The 17,233-nt window shown below is 44.2% G+C and carries 13 protein-coding genes and 1 other annotated feature; of the genes, 4 read left to right on the top strand and 9 right to left on the bottom strand.

All coding sequences use genetic code 11. From position 1 onward, the window contains the following. The first annotated feature begins 748 nt into the window (after positions 1-748). The 4 genes from croR (at position 749) to ACO03U_RS11475 (ending at position 6,248) form a co-directional block, all read left to right on the top strand. On the top strand, positions 749-1,438 hold the full coding sequence (gene croR / locus ACO03U_RS11490; RefSeq protein ID WP_161869445.1) for a response regulator transcription factor CroR: 690 nt from the start codon (positions 749-751) through the stop codon (positions 1,436-1,438). After that, positions 1,428-2,648: a sensor histidine kinase gene (locus tag ACO03U_RS11485; protein ID WP_204687567.1), complete on the top strand. Its 1,221-nt coding sequence runs from the start codon at positions 1,428-1,430 to the stop codon at positions 2,646-2,648. Before croR ends, ACO03U_RS11485 begins: the two co-directional genes overlap by 11 nt. 18 nt (positions 2,649-2,666) lie before the next feature. Next, positions 2,667-2,873: a binding site (T-box leader), on the top strand. A 102-nt stretch (positions 2,874-2,975) separates the two neighbouring features. Then, on the top strand, positions 2,976-4,253 hold the full coding sequence (serS, locus tag ACO03U_RS11480) for a serine--tRNA ligase (protein ID WP_204687569.1): 1,278 nt from the start codon (positions 2,976-2,978) through the stop codon (positions 4,251-4,253). 117 nt (positions 4,254-4,370) lie between these two features. Next, a complete protein-coding gene (locus tag ACO03U_RS11475) occupies positions 4,371-6,248 on the top strand; it encodes a polysaccharide deacetylase family protein (protein ID WP_423104810.1) in 1,878 nt (625 codons plus the stop codon). A 246-nt stretch (positions 6,249-6,494) separates the two neighbouring features. Here ACO03U_RS11475 and guaB read toward each other — a convergent pair whose 3' ends face one another. From guaB to ACO03U_RS11430, 9 genes are all read right to left on the bottom strand, one after another. After that, positions 6,495-7,979 (bottom strand): IMP dehydrogenase, encoded by a 1,485-nt coding sequence (gene guaB, locus ACO03U_RS11470; RefSeq protein WP_204687571.1) that lies wholly within the window; start codon positions 7,977-7,979, stop codon positions 6,495-6,497. 489 nt (positions 7,980-8,468) lie between these two features. After that, a complete protein-coding gene (locus ACO03U_RS11465; protein ID WP_161869441.1) occupies positions 8,469-9,176 on the bottom strand; it encodes a DUF1129 domain-containing protein in 708 nt (235 codons plus the stop codon). 312 nt (positions 9,177-9,488) lie between these two features. Next, entirely contained in the window at positions 9,489-10,589 is a 1,101-nt protein-coding gene (gene ychF, locus ACO03U_RS11460) for a redox-regulated ATPase YchF (RefSeq protein ID WP_161869440.1), read from the bottom strand. A gap of 62 nt (positions 10,590-10,651) precedes the next feature. Next, positions 10,652-10,843 carry a DUF951 domain-containing protein gene (locus ACO03U_RS11455; RefSeq protein WP_204687573.1) on the bottom strand — a complete coding sequence of 64 codons (192 nt, stop codon included), beginning with the start codon at positions 10,841-10,843 and terminating at the stop codon, positions 10,652-10,654. Between the two features lie 18 nt (positions 10,844-10,861). Further along, positions 10,862-11,749 carry a ParB/RepB/Spo0J family partition protein gene (locus ACO03U_RS11450; RefSeq protein ID WP_204687575.1) on the bottom strand — a complete coding sequence of 296 codons (888 nt, stop codon included), beginning with the start codon at positions 11,747-11,749 and terminating at the stop codon, positions 10,862-10,864. Beyond that, the gene (locus tag ACO03U_RS11445) at positions 11,739-12,503 is read right to left on the bottom strand and encodes a ParA family protein (protein ID WP_204687577.1); all 765 of its coding nucleotides are present in this window, start codon (positions 12,501-12,503) and stop codon (positions 11,739-11,741) included. Before ACO03U_RS11445 ends, ACO03U_RS11450 begins: the two co-directional genes overlap by 11 nt. A gap of 292 nt (positions 12,504-12,795) precedes the next feature. Next, complete coding sequence (gene rsmG, locus ACO03U_RS11440; RefSeq protein ID WP_204687579.1) at positions 12,796-13,512, bottom strand: 16S rRNA (guanine(527)-N(7))-methyltransferase RsmG; 717 nt, start codon at positions 13,510-13,512, stop codon at positions 12,796-12,798. A 244-nt stretch (positions 13,513-13,756) separates the two neighbouring features. After that, positions 13,757-15,229: a glycoside hydrolase family 1 protein gene (locus ACO03U_RS11435; protein WP_423104805.1), complete on the bottom strand. Its 1,473-nt coding sequence runs from the start codon at positions 15,227-15,229 to the stop codon at positions 13,757-13,759. A gap of 43 nt (positions 15,230-15,272) precedes the next feature. Next, a complete protein-coding gene (locus tag ACO03U_RS11430; protein ID WP_204687583.1) occupies positions 15,273-16,793 on the bottom strand; it encodes a glycoside hydrolase family 43 protein in 1,521 nt (506 codons plus the stop codon). Positions 16,794-17,233: the final 440 nt, after the last annotated feature.

The following is a 17,233-nucleotide window of genomic DNA, read 5'->3' as shown; positions in this document are numbered from 1 at the left end:
AATTGTTTGCTAGCTTTTGCTTGCAATGTTTTGTTATCTCAATCGAAATTGAGATGCCCTACACATTGGTTCGTTTTGCTTTTTGTTCAGTTTTCAAAGGTCTAAATGTCGTTGTCGCTAACTGCTTCAGCAACTCTTATATCTTATCGGAAGCTCAACTGTTTGTCAACAAAAACTTTTAATTTTTTATCAACTTTTTCAATAGCTACTTGACAAAACCAGAATCACCCAACGGCGACTTTAACAGTTTACCAAGAATCGAACTTGTTGTCAACAACTTTTTTAAAGTTTATTTTCAAGCCTCATCTCAGTGGTTCGTCCCCTCAAGGACAAGATATAATATATCAACATCTCAGCAAAAAGTCAACGATAAACCCTGATTTATCAAGGTTTTCTTTGTTTCTTAACGTTATAATATTACACATCTACAAACGTTCGGGTTTTACTTCTTAGCCTACGAAATCAAAGTGCTTTCAACCGGTTTTCATCCTTCATTTTCCAATCCGAGCCTGTACTAAACTCATCTCTCAACTTAAAAAATAGTAGAAATTCCTAAATTTTGATACTATTAACTAAAATAAACCCTATTTTTGGTACACTACTAAGCAAATACAGCGAAATAATACAGTCTGTTTGTAAAATCGTGTATTATATAGTAGAAAACAGTTTCTGTGGCAAAAATAGGCTACAGCAAAACCTGATCTTGATCTACTCGCTTTACTATTATTGTTATAGGAGGATATTAACTATGAAAATTTTAGTTGCCGATGATGACAAAGAAATCGTCGAATTGCTAAGTATCTATCTCCACAATGAAGGCTATGAACCGGTCAAAGCCTACGATGGGAAAGAAGCTCTCTCTAAAGTTCGTACCAATCCTGATATCGAATTGATGATTCTGGATATTATGATGCCAGAAAAAGATGGGATGCAGGTAGTGAAGGAACTTCGCAAAGAATCACAAATTCCTATCATTCTATTGACAGCAAAAACTACCGATATGGATAAAATTCGGGGTTTGGTGGCTGGCGCAGATGACTATGTCACAAAACCCTTCAATCCACTAGAAGTTATGGCTCGTGTGAAGTCTTTACTGCGGCGGGTCAAAATGGCAGTCCAACCAGATCAACCGGATGTCCTCGAAGTCAGCTCTTTGATCATTAATAAAGACTCCCACGAAGTTAAAACCGTTGAAGGCAAGGAAATCCAACTAACTGCTTTGGAATTTGGCATTTTATACCTACTTGCCTCTCATCCGAACCGGGTTTTCTCGGCAGACGAGATCTTCGAACGGGTATGGAAACAAGAAAGTGTGGTCTCCGCCAAGACCGTAATGGTGCACGTCAGCCATCTGCGGGATAAAATCGAGGAAGCCACTGGCGGTGAAAAGATTATTCAAACCGTTTGGGGTGTAGGTTACAAGATTGATGCCAAATAACTCCGTCCCCCCGCAACACGCCCAAGAAAAGCGCAAACGTATCACCCTCACCTCCAAAGAAATCAGTGAGCTTTTGGCGGAAGGCATCGTGACGGTGATCTTATTACTACTATTAAATGTCGCAATCGTGGTCGTCTTGTCAGCAGTGATTGAAAACTCCACTTCTTTGAATAATGCCATCTGGGATACCAAGGAGACCTTACGCTTAAATCTAGGGACGAATTTCTTCCGCAGTGGGCGCAACTTAATCATCCCTTTGTTCTTGATTTTGGATATTGCCGTTTTATACTGGCGACTCATCCGACGCTATCGCCAAATGCAGTTGCGCCACATCATCAGCGAATTGCATTATATCGCTAATGGAAACTATGACCATCGCATTCCCTTTGAACTACGAGGAGATCTCAGCCCCGTAGTCACCAGTATCAACGGACTCGTGGACAGTACGGTGGCGGCGATTGAGGATGAGCGCAAGATTGAACAGTCCAAAGATGAATTGATTACCAATGTCAGTCATGATATCCGCACCCCTCTGACCTCCATCATCGGCTATCTTGGCTTGATTGAAGATGGTCAGTACCACAGTCAAGAGGATTTGCTGAAATACACTCACACTGCCTATGTCAAAGCCAAGCAAATGAAGTCGCTGGTAGAAGATCTCTTCGAATATACTAAAGTGCGACAGCCTACTGTCCCAGTCAATATGGTTTCTTTCGACATGGTACAACTGGTGGAACAACTGGCGGCGGATTTTGAACTAGAAGCTTCCAGAAAAGGATTGGAGATTCAAGTGGTCACCGAGGAAAAACAACTACTTATGGACGGTGATACAGAAAAAATCGTCCGGGTCTTCAATAATCTCTTCACCAACGCCTTCAAATACGGAAAAGGCGCCACTCAACTAGTTATCGAACTAAAAAAAGTCGGGACAGAAGCCGTGATTGTCGTCAAAAACAATGGCGCTGAGATTCCTAAACATGCCTTAGATTCCTTGTTCGATCGCTTTTATCGCGTTGAAGAATCCCGTAACCAAACGACTGGCGGTACTGGACTGGGGTTAGCCATTACCCAAAGTATCGTGGCCCTTCACGGGGGCTACATTTATGCCAAATCAAATCCAAAGTGGACCTCATTTATCATCCACTTGCCTTTGACTCGCAATCCAAAGCCTGCCGAACTGGCAAAAGTTGACGAAAATGGCAAAATTTAGTATGCTTACCCTAACTTAATAACAAAGACGCAAGACCCAAGTACAAACCAGTACCCTTTCAGAGAGCTGATGGCCGGTGAGAATCAGCAGGAACTATTTGGAAATCCAGTCTTAAACTCGTCACCTTCGTAATGGAAGGTCGCTTGATCGGCGATAAGGATCGACAAGGGCGACGCTTGCGTCGAACTTGGGTGGTACCGCGAATCAAACTGTTTCGTCCCAAGCATCTGCTTAGGAGGAGACAGTTTTTTTATTTTGCCTGCTTCACTGGTGACCCACACTAGATCCAGACATCTTACTACCAACACATCTATAGGAGGAAGAAACATGTTAGACATCAAAATGATCCGCCAAAATGCGGAAACCGTCAAAACCAAACTAGCCACTCGAGGCGTCCCAGGAAAAATTATCGACGACTTCATGACCTTAGACGAACAACGTCGGGGACTTTTGGTAAAAACTGAAGAACTGAAAAAATACCGTAACGATGTCTCCGGCGAAATTGCCAAACTCAAACGGGAAAAAGCCGATGCCGCCGACAAAATCGCCGAAATGAAAGAAGTCGGCGAAAAAATCAAAGTTTACGACGGTGAAATTGCGGAAATCGATGAAAAACTAACCACCATTGCTACCACCTTACCAAACTTGCCAAACGACAGCGTACCAGTGGGGAAAGACGAAGATGATAATGTAGAAGTCCGCCGTTGGAAAGAAATCCCGCAATTTGCTTTCGAACCAAAAGCCCACTGGGATATCGCCGAAGACTTGGATATTTTGGACTTTGAACGTGGTGCCAAAGTTTCCGGTGCTCGCTTTGTTTACTACAAAGGCTTGGGTGCTCGTTTGGAACGGGCCTTATACAACTTTTTCTTGGATCAACATGTCTACGAACACGGCTACACTGAAATGATGACACCTTATATCGTCAACAGCAAAGCCATGTTTGGTACCGGACAATTTCCAAAATTTAAAGAAGACGTCTTCCAGTTGGCAGATTCCGATTTGACGTTGATCCCTACTGCCGAAGTCCCTTTGACCAACTACTACAACGGTGAAATTCTTGACGGCGCCCAACTGCCGATCTACTTTACTGCCTTGAGCCCATCTTTCCGTTCTGAAGCTGGTAGTGCTGGACGAGATACTCGAGGGTTGATTCGCCTCCATCAATTTAACAAAGTGGAAATGGTGAAATTCTCTGATGCAGAACACTCTTATGAAGAACTCGAAAAAATGACCAATAATGCGGAAGACTTGCTACAAAAACTCGGTTTACCTTACCGTGTCGTCGCTTTATCAACTGGGGATATGGGCTTTTCTGCTGCGAAAACTTATGATTTGGAAGTCTGGATTCCTGCGCAAGATATGTATCGAGAAATCAGCTCTTGTTCCAACTGTGAAGATTTCCAAGCACGCCGGGCAATGATTCGTTACCGTGACGGGGAAGGCAAACTTCATTACGCCCATACCTTGAACGGGTCTGGTTTGGCTGTTGGTCGGACAGTTGCCGCCGTTTTGGAAAACTACCAAAATGCGGATGGCAGTGTCACGATTCCAGAAGTGTTGGTACCTTACATGGGCGGCCTCACTAAAATTACCAAAGGCTAACCTGACAAAAATGATAGTCGGCATGCGGTCGCTTTGTCTTGAAAGCAACTACCAATGATGGTACATTGAACTTGCATTATCTGAAAAAATGACTCACTACGGGGGATAGGTGTTCACATGGATGACAATCAAGAATTGACTCGATCCAGCCGTCATCAAAAAGGTCGGGATTCGCAGTCAGACAAACAAATAAATCAAGCCACTGACGAGGAACTAACCGCAACGGTGGACCAAACAGTACCGGAAATTCCGGAAACTGAGACTACAATAGAAGAATCAGCCACGACTGAGATGGAAAAAACCACTCAGGAGCTTGTGGAAGAGCCTGCCGAAGATGGGACAACGGTAGCAGAAACAGCTGATCTTCCCGAGGTGGTGGCAACAGCTGCTGATGAAGCCCTCCCTGAAGATAGCTCAGAAACCGCCCAATCTGATGAAGATCAGAAGACAGCTCCAGAAGTTACAACCGTTGAAGAAGAGACTCCAGAGCTTGCCCCAGCCGCTTCTCAACCTGAGGACTTTGAAGAAATTCACGAGACTCGCCAAAGTCGTCAGCACCAGCAAACACCTAAGAAGAAACGTAGTTGGGGTAAGAATATCTTTACCCTAATTAGCATTTTAGTGGTGGCTGCTGTTGCCGGTGGTGCCTATTACTTCTTTGATCAAGAACATCAAGCCGCAGTTCGTCAGGAACAATACGAAAACGGCGCTACCAATTTGTTGGCGGAAATTCAAGAAGAACGCAACCAAAGCGGTGTGGTGGATACCTTGACGAAAAAGGATGATACCAACTTAAAAACGGTGGTTTACACTCCTAAAAATACAGACGGTCACCTGCCCATGAAAGATCCCGAAGCCAGCCTCAATGCCTTAGTTGAAAAGGCAAAGAAAACCGTCAAAGATGACGAAAAAGCGGTGATTGTCGGTAAATTGGATGTGGATACCGTTTCTGATCAGTTGGACATTTACCAGCTGGTAGCTCAGCGCTATCGTTGGGATGGGAAAAAGGAAAGTTTCATCACTGAAAAAGCCATTACGGGAGAAGCTTCCTATATCTACCATAAGACAGGGAAACCGGTAAGTATTAAAGAATTGATTCCTGAAGAAGCGGATCTTCTAGGCATCCAACAAGTCATCCAACAAAAAATTTTGGATGACGCGAAAGATCCAGCTGCGATTTTTGATAAAGTCTTGGATATGCCTCGCATCAGTATGGAAAATAAGATCGAGTATTCGCCAGAAAAACTGACCATTACCTTACCTAAAAATGATACTGGTACTAAGAAAATTACTTTAGCTTACAAAGATATCGCCGCCTTTATCAATACCTCACTGGTAGACGCCGAGGCCTTGCAAGATCCAGATAAAGTGACTTTAGATCCGAATAAGAAATACGTGGCTTTAACTTTTGATGATGGTCCCAACTACGCTACCACTGGGAAAGTATTGGATATTTTGAAGGAGAAAAAAGCCACAGCTACCTTCTTCTTACTAGGACAAAATATTGCCGGCAACGAAGCCTTGGTCAAACGCATGGTAGACGAAGGCATGGACGTAGGCTCTCACTCCTATGACCACCCTTACTTGCCAAATCTGTCAGACGAACAAATCCAAGAACAAGTCCGCAAAACCGATAAAGCCATCTTTGAAGCCTGCGGAAAACTTGCCACCAACTTCCGAGCACCCTATGGAGCTGCTGGTCAGCAAGCCGCCAGAGTCATTGGCAAACCGCTGATTCACTGGAGCGTCGATTCACAAGACTGGGAATTGAAAAACGTCACCGCCACTGTAGCACGAGTAAAAGATACGCTGTATGAAGGCTCTATCGTCTTGATGCACGATATCCACCAAACCACCGTGGAGGCCTTGCCACAAATCATCGATAACATGCGCCAAGAAGGTTACGAATTTGTTTCAGTAGATACTTTGCTACAACAAACCCAAAAACCGCTGTACACTTACTTTGGGGAAAATGATTTCCGAATTATTGAATAATAAAAAGATTGAGCTTCGTCAGCTAGTTGACGGGGCTCAATCTTTTTTAATGAAAAAAACTTTGCGAAGTAGTTTTGCACGCTCTAAATAAGCTATGAAAGTTTTCACGTGAAACATTTTCAAAAAAGAAAATACAAGAAAATCCTTTGATAACGCAGTTTATATCAAGCTACTTTTGCTGTTTCTCAAATAAAAAACTACCCGAACAAGAGTCCTTATGACAACTTGTTCGGATAGTTTTTTTAGTTATTGTTCTACAGAGTAGTTTGGTGCTTCTTTGGTAATTTGGACATCGTGAGGGTGGGATTCTTTCAACCCATTGCCACTCATTTGTACAAATTGGGCATCGTCGCGCAGTTTCTTTAAGTTATCCGCGCCGACATAGCCCATTCCAGCTCGCAAGCCACCGATCATTTGGAAGATGATATCTGAAACGCTACCTTTGTAGGCAACTCGTCCTTCGATACCCTCTGGAACCAATTTATTGGCTTCATTGACGCCACCTTGGAAGTAACGATCGCTAGAACCTTTTTCCATCGCCCCAAGAGAGCCCATCCCACGATAGGTTTTAAAGCGACGACCTTGGAAGATTTCAAATTCACCTGGAGATTCATCAGTCCCGGCTAACATCGAACCTAACATTACCGCATGGCCACCAGCGGCTAAAGCTTTCACGATATCACCGGAGTACTTGATCCCACCGTCTGCGATGATTGCTTTACCGTATTGGCGAGCAACCGATGCCGCATCGTAAATGGCAGTCAATTGTGGTACACCGACACCGGCTACCACCCGTGTTGTACAGATAGAACCTGGGCCAATCCCAACTTTTACGACATCCACGCCGACATCATAAAGGGCTTTGGTCGCTTCAGCTGTGGCAACATTACCGGCAATCAAGGTTGCTTCTGGGAACGTTTCGCGAATTTCTTTGATTTTACGAATAACACCCGCGCTATGACCGTGGGCGGTGTCAATGACGATTGCATCGGCACCAGCATCTAATAACGCTCCGGCCCGTTCAAAGGTATCACTAGTGACACCGACAGCCGCAGCTACTAACAAACGGCCATGTTTATCTTTGGCGGCATTAGGGAATTCGATAACTTTTTCAATGTCCTTGATGGTGATTAAGCCGCTTAAACGACCTTCTTCATCTACAATTGGGAGTTTTTCGATTTTGTGTTTTTGGAGGATTTTTTCAGCATCCTGTAATTTGGTACCCACAGGAGCAGTGACAAGGGCTGACTTGGTCATTACGTCATCGATTGGGATACTGTAGTCTGTCACAAAGCGCATGTCCCGGTTAGTGATGATGCCTACAAGTTTGCGGTTTTCCATCGTTTCAACAATTGGCACCCCACTGATCCGATATTTGGCCATCAGATGTTCGGCATCTGCCACCAAATGTGTCGGCGTCAAAAAGAAAGGATCGATGATGACGCCACTTTCAGAACGTTTCACTTTACGAACTTCATCCGCTTGTTGGGCAATGGTCATATTTTTGTGAATGACCCCCAAGCCACCTTGCCGACTCATAGCGATGGCCATTTTGCTATCAGTGACCGTATCCATACTTGCTGATAAAATCGGGATATTTAATTTGATGTTTTTAGCAAGTTGCACACTCATATCCACATCGTTTGGCAAGACATGGCTTTCTGCTGGAATTAGCAGCACGTCATCGAAGGTCAAGCCTTTTTTCGCGAATTTCGTTTCCCAGTTGGACATTTTCGTTACCACTCCTCAGTTTATTTTTATTGATGAATTTAACAGAAATATCAAGACAAGTCAACCAGATGGCAGGTTTTCTTAGGAAAGTGATAGAAAAAAGCAAAACAGAAGTGACTACGCTCCCGATGGTCGCCTATCAGCTCTGCTCCGCTTCGCTCGCATACAGTCCAATATGCGGCTAGCGCCACAATATGATACAGCATGCTGTATCAATTGGACTAGCATGTCTACTTTCAGTAGTCAATCGCTGTGTTTCGGACGAAGGTGACTACGCTCCCGGTGGTCGCCTACTACTGTTCAACATCAGCTCTGTCTACTTTCAGTAGCCAATCGCTGTGTTTCGGACGAAGGTGACTACGCTCCCGGCGGTCGCCTACTACTGTTCAACATCAGCTCTGTCTACTTTCAGTAGCCAATCGCTGTGTTTCACAGCAAAAATCCGTCGCACTCTCGAAATAGAATCGAGAGTGCGACGGATGCAAGTCATTATTTTTGTTCTTGTCTTGGCGGCATGGAAAAGCTACCTTGAATATTGAATTGTTTTTTCAAGAACCAACGTAAGCCCAATGCTGCTGCCCCAATGATCATCGTCACGATTGGTGGCATCACCGGATTTAAAATATCAAAGATTGGCAAGCTGGAAGCTCCCCAAACCAACATCCACAAGAAGAAGATTGGAATCATCATCAATAACGCTTTCCACATCTTAGGTCGTTTACTCTTATCGGCACCAGGTTGTTCGTATTGGTAGAAGAATTTGTAGAAGAGATAGAAGACAAAGCCCCCGATAGCTGCACCAATAATCAGGCTAAAGAGCCCATACATCTGTGCCTTACCATTGGTGAACAAGCCCATCACACCCACCATCAAACCAAAGACACCTAAGATAAATAAGGAGTTATCCAACCACATCAAGACGGGTTTGGTTTCCGGCAGCGGTTGTGGTTTATTGATGATCGCTTCAGTCCGTTCAGAAACTGTCCCGAATAACTGGCGCGCGGTTTTCCCTGTTTTTTGTTCTTCGACTAAAGTCGGTAAGATGTCGTGCATCGCGATGACCATTTCTTCTTCAGAAAGATTGGCCGCTTGCAAAGACTTTTTCAAGTCAAAGATATATTGTTGATTTCGCTTAGTCAGCTGTGGTTCCAGCTCACGATTTTCGGAAACATATTGCCGCAACACTTCTGGCTCCATGTATTCTCCTCCTCATTATGTCTTGCCTTCGTCACAAAAACCGTCACTTGGCACTAAGATAAAATTTCGTCCAATGAACATTTTACCATATTGGCAACTTAATAAACAGCTTTTTTGATCGCTTACAAAAGTTCTGGTCCTCTCTTCTTTCCTCTCAGAAAACTATCTGACGGGAAATTGGGAAATAGAAAGCCGACTCTTTCTGCTGGTTAAATTACCGATACTAAGAGTTTCCTATTTCTAAAAAAACACTAACCCTACCTCCTTGGTATAGTAAGTCGCCAAGGGAGGCGGATTAGTGACTGCAATCACTTATACATTGAATCTAAACAACATAACATCGCCATCTTGCACGACATAGTCCTTGCCTTCCAAGCGGACGCGGCCAGCTTCTTTCGCTGCATGCATCGTACCGTACTTGTCCAAGTCTTCAAAGGATACCGTTTCGGCACGGATAAAACCTCGCTCGAAGTCAGAATGGATGATCCCAGCTGCTTGAGGGGCTTTGATGCCCTTACGGAAGGTCCAAGCGCGCACTTCTTGCACCCCAGCAGTAAAGTAAGTCGCTAACCCTAAGAGATCATAAGCTGCCCGAATCAATTGATCCAAACCAGACTCTTCAATACCCATTGCTTCCAAAAATTCCGCCTTATCTTCCTCTTCTAACTCGGCGATTTCTTCTTCAGCTCGGGCACAAACAACGATGACTTCCGCATTTTCAGAAGCAGCAAAATTTCGTACGTCTTGCACGTAATGGTTATTTTCTGCATCTGCCACTTCATCTTCAGAGACATTGGCTACGTATAAAACTGGTTTTGTAGTCAACAGGAACAAGCCTTTGACGATTTTTTGTTCCTCTTCGGTAAACGCTACGCTGCGGGCGGATTTGCCTTCTTCAAGAACTGGTTTGATCTTATCCAATACCGCCAACTCAGCCATCGCATCTTTGTCTTTCGTTTTGGCAACTTTAGCCACTCGGGTATAACGTTTATTGATAGATTCCAAGTCGGCCAGCACCAATTCCAAGTTGATGGTGTCGATGTCTTCTAGTGGATCTACCCGACCTTCTACGTGGGTGATATTGTCATCATCAAAACAACGAACGACGTGACAAATCGCATCCACTTGACGAATATGACTCAAAAACTGGTTACCCAAGCCTTCCCCTTTGCTGGCCCCTTTGACGATACCAGCAATATCGGTAAATTCAAACGTGGTAGGGACTGTTTTTTTCGGTTGAACCAATTCTGTCAAACGTTGCAAGCGCCAATCTGGCACCTCCACCATCCCCACGTTAGGATCGATAGTCGCAAAAGGATAATTGGCCGCTTCTGCTCCGGCTTTAGTGATGGCGTTGAATAAGGTAGACTTCCCAACGTTGGGCAAGCCCACGATTCCGGCAGTTAATGCCATAGTAACTTCACTCTTTCTCTATATAGTCATTATGATGGTTTTGAAAGATGGTACCAGCTGAGTTAGTCCTGAGCCGGGGCTTTTTCCAAAACTTTTTTCATTTTTTTCTCAAACTCACGGCGGGTCAACATCACGATATGACCACAGTTGGTGCATTTGATTTTGATATCAGCGCCCATGCGGATGATTTGCCAACGATTGGCTTTGCAGGCATGAGGCTTTTTCATTTCCACGATGTCTCCTAGATCATACATACAGGTCGCTCCTTTTTCTTATGCTTCATCAAATTGAATGTTTAGAATATCCAAAATCCGGGTCAAATCACTTTGGGAAAGGTACTCGATTTCGATTTTCCCTTTGCCGTCTTTTTCAGAAATTTCCACATTGGTGCCAAACTTATCCATCAAACGTTCTTCCCCTTCACGCAAATAATAAGGTTTTTCCTTCACAATGCGTGGCGTTTTTTTGACTTCTTTTTTGTCATTCATTGCAGAAACAATCTGTTCCAACTGCCGCACAGTCAAACTTTCTTTGACACAACGATTGGCTAGTTTCAGGATTTGATTTTTATCTTTTAAGCCTAGTAAGGTCCGGGCTTGCCCCATGGATAGGCGCTCATCTTGCACCATTTCCTTCACCAATTTTGGCAAAGTCAGCAAACGCAAATAGTTAGCAATGTAGGGCCGACTCTTACCTAGACGTTCTGCCACTTGGGCTTGGGTTAATTCTAAGTTTTTCATCAACATTTCGTAGGCTTCCGCTTCTTCCAACGGCGTCAAATCTTCCCGCTGCAAGTTTTCCAGCACAGCCACTTGCATCATGGATTCTTCGTCAAACTCGCGAATAATCGCCGGAATCGTTTCTTTGCCAGCTAATTTTGAAGCCCGGAAACGTCGCTCCCCAGCGATGATTTCGTAACCTTTGACTGCTGATTGCCGCACGATGATTGGTTGAAAGACACCGGAGTGGGAAATCGATGTTGCTAATTCTTGCAAAGAAGCTTCATCAAAGGTTTTTCGCGGTTGATAAGGATTAGGACGCAACTCACTCAGCTGAATATCCACGATCACTTCCGTTTTCACATCGACTTCTTCCAGATCTTTAAAATCTTGAAACAAAGCATCGATCCCCCGACCTAAACCTTTTCCTTTATTTTTCACGACTCAAAACCTCCTTTGCCAAGGAAATATACATCTTAGCCCCCTTGGACAACGGATCATAGTCAATAATCGACAAGCCATGGCTCGGCGCTTCTGACAAACTCACGTTTCGAGGAATGATGGTATCGTAAACTTTTTCTTGGAAATAACGTTTTACTTCTTCCACGACTTCCGCTCCCAAATTGGTACGAGCGTCAAACATCGTCAATAAGACCCCTTCAATTTTCAAACCAGGGTTGAAATGCTTTTGCACTAGGCGAACCGTATTCAACAGCTGGCTCAATCCTTCCAGGGCATAATACTCACACTGCACGGGAATCAACAAAGAATCACTAGCAGTAAAAGCATTGATAGTCATGTGACCCAAAGATGGGGGACAGTCGATCAAAATATAATCGTACCGGTCACGAATCTCTTCCAACGCCGATTTTAAGCGAGATTCCCGCGCCATCATGGAAGTCAATTCAATTTCCGCCCCAGCCAACTGAATCGTCGCTGGAACGATATCTAACCCTTCCCGACTACTAGGTAAAATCGCCTCAGTAATCGGTTCCTCATTGACTAACACATCATAAATATCTTTTTTGACATCCGGCTTACGAACGCCCACACCACTGGTGGCATTGCCCTGTGCATCAATGTCTACCAATAATACTTTTTTTCCTTCAAATGCAAGGCAAGCCCCAAGATTGACAGTGGTCGTGGTTTTCCCCACGCCACCCTTCTGGTTTGCCACAGAAATAATTCGTGCCATAAAGGATCCTCCTAATAAAGTGTGCTAAAGAGGGCTCGCTCTGAAAGTGAGTGATAAGACAGGAGGCAGAGCGTGATGCTTTTGATCACGAACTGACTCATGGCTTATCACCGAACTTTCAAGCCCTCGAAGCCAGTCTAATAAAGTGTGCTGTGAGACGGTGCTCTGAAAGCGAGCAATAAGAACGGGAAGCTGCGGTGACGGTTTAGGTCACCACAGATTCACGGGCTTATTGCCGAGCTTTCTCCGCCTCAAAGCCTTTCTAATAAACAATGCCAAATCCTACCATCCCCTACTTAAGCGGCTTCTTATTGGGCAGTCCTGGTTTACGAGGGTATTTTTTGGGTGTTTCTTTTTTCTTTTGGATCACGAGAAAATGCCGCTGGTCGCCAGCTACTGGCAAAGACATGACCTTTTCCTCAATAAATTTACCACCCAGAGTAGCAATAGCCGGTTTTGCCTCGGCTAATTCTTCATCACTTTTGGCTGCTTTCAAAGCTAAGAAAAAGCCCTCTTTTTTAACTAACGGCAGACACAATTCCGCCAAGACGTTCAAACGTGCCACCGCTCGGGCTGTCACATAGTCGAAACTTTCGCGAAAGGCTTTGTTTTGTCCAAAAGTTTCCGCCCGATCATGATACAAATGGACATTTTTTAAGCCCAATGCTTCTGTCAACTGGGTCAAGAAAGTAATCCGTTTGTTTAAGGAATCCACGATGGTTACCGTAAGTTCCGGGAAGACGATTTTCAGCGGAATGCTAGGAAAGCCAGCTCCCGATCCCACGTCACAAATAGCGGCCGCCGGATCAAGTTTCACCGCCAGAGCCAACATCACCGAATCATAAAAATGCTTCAAGTAAACTTCTTTTTCTTCCGTGATGGCGGTGAGATTCATCTTCTCATTCCATTCCACCAATAAGCGGAAATACTCCGCAAATTGCGCCATCTGTCCGTCATCCAATACGATGCCGTCAGCTTCAAGGCGCTGTCTAAATTCTTCAGGCAGCATAAGCGTTCCTTTCCATAAAAAGCGGTTCATACCGCTTACTTTCCATTGTTTCACAAAAATGTTTCACAACCACTACTTTAACGCAAAAAGCCAGTTTGTGCAATGGTTTGTCTTGGGTTTTAAGGAAGGTTAGAAAAGTTTCCCACTAAAAAAGGACCTGTCATAAATTTGATAGGTCCTTTCTTTTATTCATTTTTATCTCTGCCATGTTTAGTAAAATCGCAAGTAGTCCTTATACATTGGGTTATTTTGAAGTTAGGTTTTGGCCATTAGTGGCAATCACCTCTTGGTACCAAAAATAACTATCTTTGGGAATCCGCGCGAGTGATTTTTCATCCTGATTGTCCCGATCGATATAGACGAAGCCATAACGTTTTTTATACCCATTCAACCAGCTCAACAAATCGGTAAAGGACCAAGCGCAATAGCCCAGCACTTCCACGCCATCAGTGATCGCTTTTTGGAGTTCCTGCAAATGACTTTGCAAATAGTCAATGCGATAGTCGTCATGAATTGCTCCTTCAGCCGTCAACTCATCGAAAGCCCCTAAGCCGTTTTCCGTGACGATAATCGGCAAGTCATAGTCACTAGCCAATTTTCGCAAGGCGACTCGGAAACCAGCCGGATCGATTTCCCAACCCCAATCCGTCTTCTCTAAATAAGGATTGTCTACCGCTTGGAACATAGCTTTTTCCGGTGCGTGTTCCCCCTCTTTGGCAGCCATTTGATAAGGGTCAACTTTTGAAAAGTCCTTTTCAGAAGCATCCGTAAAGTCACCAGCCTCATAGCTATTTTCCTTCACCGTACCGCCATGGTAATAATTGACTCCCAGAAAATCTGGCGCCACAGAGGCTAATAGCTTGTCATCTTCTGGCAAAATTTCTGGAGCCAAGCCTAGGTTTTTCAGCTGTTTCAGCATAAATTTTGGATATTTTCCTTTGCAATAGACATCCAACCAGAAACGATTGTTAAAGTCATCAGCATTTTCCGCCGCTAACACATCTTGCGGCTTAGCACTTAAAGGATAAGTGGGCCCATAACCAAAGCTTGGACCAATTTTACCAGTAGGAACGAGTTCACGAAAAGATTTGATGGCTTCTGCATTAGCCAAATTAACATGGTGATTGGCTTGATACATCCGTTTTAAATCCGTCACTTTAGGCGGATGGGCTGCCCAACGATAGCCTAAAGGAATAAAAACATTCTGCTCATTCATCGTAATCCAGTACTTCACCTTGGAACCGAGACGAGTAAAAAGCGCTTCACAATATTTTTTGAATGCTGCAATGGTTTCTCGACCTTCCCACCCTTGGTATTTTTGTTGTAACGCAAGAGGCAAATCCCAGTGATACAACGTCACTAACGGTTCGATTCCATTGGCCAGTAGTTCATCCACCAAGTTTTCATAAAAAGCCAGCCCTGCTTCATTGACCTCCCCTTCGCCATCTGGTAAGATCCGCCCCCAAGAAACTGAGAAACGATAGGCTTTTAGCCCCATTTTTTTCATCCACTGCACATCTTCTTGGTAACGATGGTAATGATCCACCGCAACTTTGCCATCAGTTTCTTCAAAGGTATTGCCTGGAGTCATGGCGTACTCGTCCCAAATGGTCAGACCTTTGCCATCTTCTGCAAAGGCTCCTTCGATTTGGTAAGCTGCAGAGGCCGCGCCCCACATAAAATCTTCTGGAAAATCATCAAGTTTAGTATGAAACACAGTATCCTTCTCCATTCTTTTCTTTAGTTAATTTTCGTATTTCTTAAAAATCAAAGCGCCCATGATAATGGAAGGAACGGCAGTAGACTTTACCCGCTGTCTCCTTTTCGCCTCGAGCAAACAAACCAACATAGGGTCCCGTAAAGATGCCCCCGGTTTCAGTAGTCAAATAATGAAGGGGAACCTCTGTTAATTTTTGCCATTCGCCTGCTGGATTTAATGCTTCAAAAATTACGGTTTTCGTGTCGCCTTTAATTCGTAAAGAGGCCATGGTTTCCTTGAAGGTAAAAAATTCTTCCTCTCGACCAAAAGGACCCATTGTAAATGTCGCTTTTACCAAGTTACCTGTCGCTGTTTTTTCAACTACTAAATCATAACGATGGGTGGGATTCAAAAAGAGGTTTAAACCACAGTTTAACCCAGCACTGGCTTCACTTAGGTCAAAAGTCGCCGTGATTTCAAAAGGTAAATGTTGCAAGCGATGACCGAGCCAAGTTTGTCCACTTAATTTTTCTTCCCTACTAACCACCATGGCCAAACCTTTTGCTGTCGGCATTAACTGGTTATCCCGTGGCCGACACAACGTATTCCACGCTGTTGCCAAGCTTGCTTTAGAAAAATCATCGAAAAAGTCATAGGCCTTTTGCTGTAAATCGACCGCACTAGGATTACCCGGCAAGGGTCCTGCCATCTCTGGTAAAACAGAACCATTGACACCAAAATCAGGCCACTCTTGTTGCCAAGTCACTGGCACTAAAAAGGTTTCCCGGCCTAAGATATGACGCTTCGGAAATTCTTCTAGCGGTCGAATCCCCAGACAAACTGCCCACCAGTTGCCATTTTCATCTTCCATCAAGTCCGCGTGCCCCGTCCCTTGAATCGGCAAAGGGAGACTGCGATTGGTAAGTAGCGGATTAGCTGGACAGGCTTCATAAGGACCGGTAATTTCCCGACTACGAGCCATCGTCACCATATGAGCATAGCCAGTCCCGCCTTCAGCAATCAGCAAATAATACCAGCCATCTTTCTGATAAATATGCGGCCCCTCTGGATCTGCTCCACCAGTTCCTTGCCAAATATCAATCCGGGGACCATGACTACCATCAGTTAAATCCAACTGACAAAGATAAATGCCTTGATGGGCCCCACAATACCAAATCTGCCCCTGATCGTCTTCTAGCAAACTCGGATCAATCCCAGGTAGGTCTAGCCAAATAGGATCCGACCACTCCCCATGAGGATCGTCTGCCCACAGGAAAAAATTTCCCGGTCCATGATCTGAGGTTCCGACATTGGTGCAAACCACATAATAGCGCCCCTTAATCCGGCGAATCGTCGGTGCGTAAATTCCTAACGCATTGGGCAGCGCATCCGTAAAGGTCATCTGCCTTTCACGAGTAATACAATGGCCAATCGGTTGCCAATTGACTAAATCGACACTCTCAAATAGTGGCAATCCCGGAAAGTATTCAAAAGAACTAGTCACCATATAGTAACGATCCTCGCCGCGGCAAAAACTCGGATCTGGGTGAAAACCAGTTAAAATCGGATTTTGATAGTTCATGTAAGCGCCTCCTTATTTTTCTTAAGAATAGCACAACCCTTTATGAAAACAGCCGAACAAATCAGACATCTCTACTGGTCAAACTAGACATTTCATCATGGGACTTAATCGTCTTAAGCCAAATGAAGCTACCAGAGGATGTACCTAGAGTTAGTGGCACTTGTGAGACTTACTCTAAGTTTGAAGCTCAGAGGAAAAGCTAAAGGTACGTTTGCGCATACAGTTATATCTATACAGAAACTGCTAAGATGAACTTGCAATGACAAGTTGCTTTGGATTTGGCACTTTTCGGTCTAGCTACCATCAATCCAATTTCTAGGTTGCTAAATTTCATCTTTTTCGTAACATCACAATGACGGCCTGATACGTCATTTAAATCCTGATACACTAGCCTTTATGGAGCTTAAATTTTTATAAGGCCTTTATCGGTTAAGGTGTCA

It is taken from the genome of Enterococcus diestrammenae (genome assembly GCF_049384045.1).
GTDB classification, from domain to species: domain Bacteria; phylum Bacillota; class Bacilli; order Lactobacillales; family Enterococcaceae; genus Enterococcus_C; species Enterococcus_C diestrammenae.
Note: the sequence above shows the minus strand (reverse complement) of the source record. Positions and strands in the feature narration are given on the sequence as shown.

What these genes read in the sequence shown, in the direction of transcription:
- croR (WP_161869445.1), top strand. Translation starts at nt 749, where the DNA reads ATGAAAATTTTAGTTGCCGATGATGACAAAGAAATCGTCGAATTGCTA.
- ACO03U_RS11485 (WP_204687567.1), top strand. Translation starts at nt 1,428, where the DNA reads ATGCCAAATAACTCCGTCCCCCCGCAACACGCCCAAGAAAAGCGCAAA.
- serS (WP_204687569.1), top strand. Translation starts at nt 2,976, where the DNA reads ATGTTAGACATCAAAATGATCCGCCAAAATGCGGAAACCGTCAAAACC.
- ACO03U_RS11475 (WP_423104810.1), top strand. Translation starts at nt 4,371, where the DNA reads ATGGATGACAATCAAGAATTGACTCGATCCAGCCGTCATCAAAAAGGT.
- guaB (WP_204687571.1), bottom strand. Translation starts at nt 7,979, where the DNA reads ATGTCCAACTGGGAAACGAAATTCGCGAAAAAAGGCTTGACCTTCGAT.
- ACO03U_RS11465 (WP_161869441.1), bottom strand. Translation starts at nt 9,176, where the DNA reads ATGGAGCCAGAAGTGTTGCGGCAATATGTTTCCGAAAATCGTGAGCTG.
- ychF (WP_161869440.1), bottom strand. Translation starts at nt 10,589, where the DNA reads ATGGCATTAACTGCCGGAATCGTGGGCTTGCCCAACGTTGGGAAGTCT.
- ACO03U_RS11455 (WP_204687573.1), bottom strand. Translation starts at nt 10,843, where the DNA reads ATGTATGATCTAGGAGACATCGTGGAAATGAAAAAGCCTCATGCCTGC.
- ACO03U_RS11445 (WP_204687577.1), bottom strand. Translation starts at nt 12,503, where the DNA reads ATGGCACGAATTATTTCTGTGGCAAACCAGAAGGGTGGCGTGGGGAAA.
- rsmG (WP_204687579.1), bottom strand. Translation starts at nt 13,512, where the DNA reads ATGCTGCCTGAAGAATTTAGACAGCGCCTTGAAGCTGACGGCATCGTA.
- ACO03U_RS11430 (WP_204687583.1), bottom strand. Translation starts at nt 16,793, where the DNA reads ATGAACTATCAAAATCCGATTTTAACTGGTTTTCACCCAGATCCGAGT.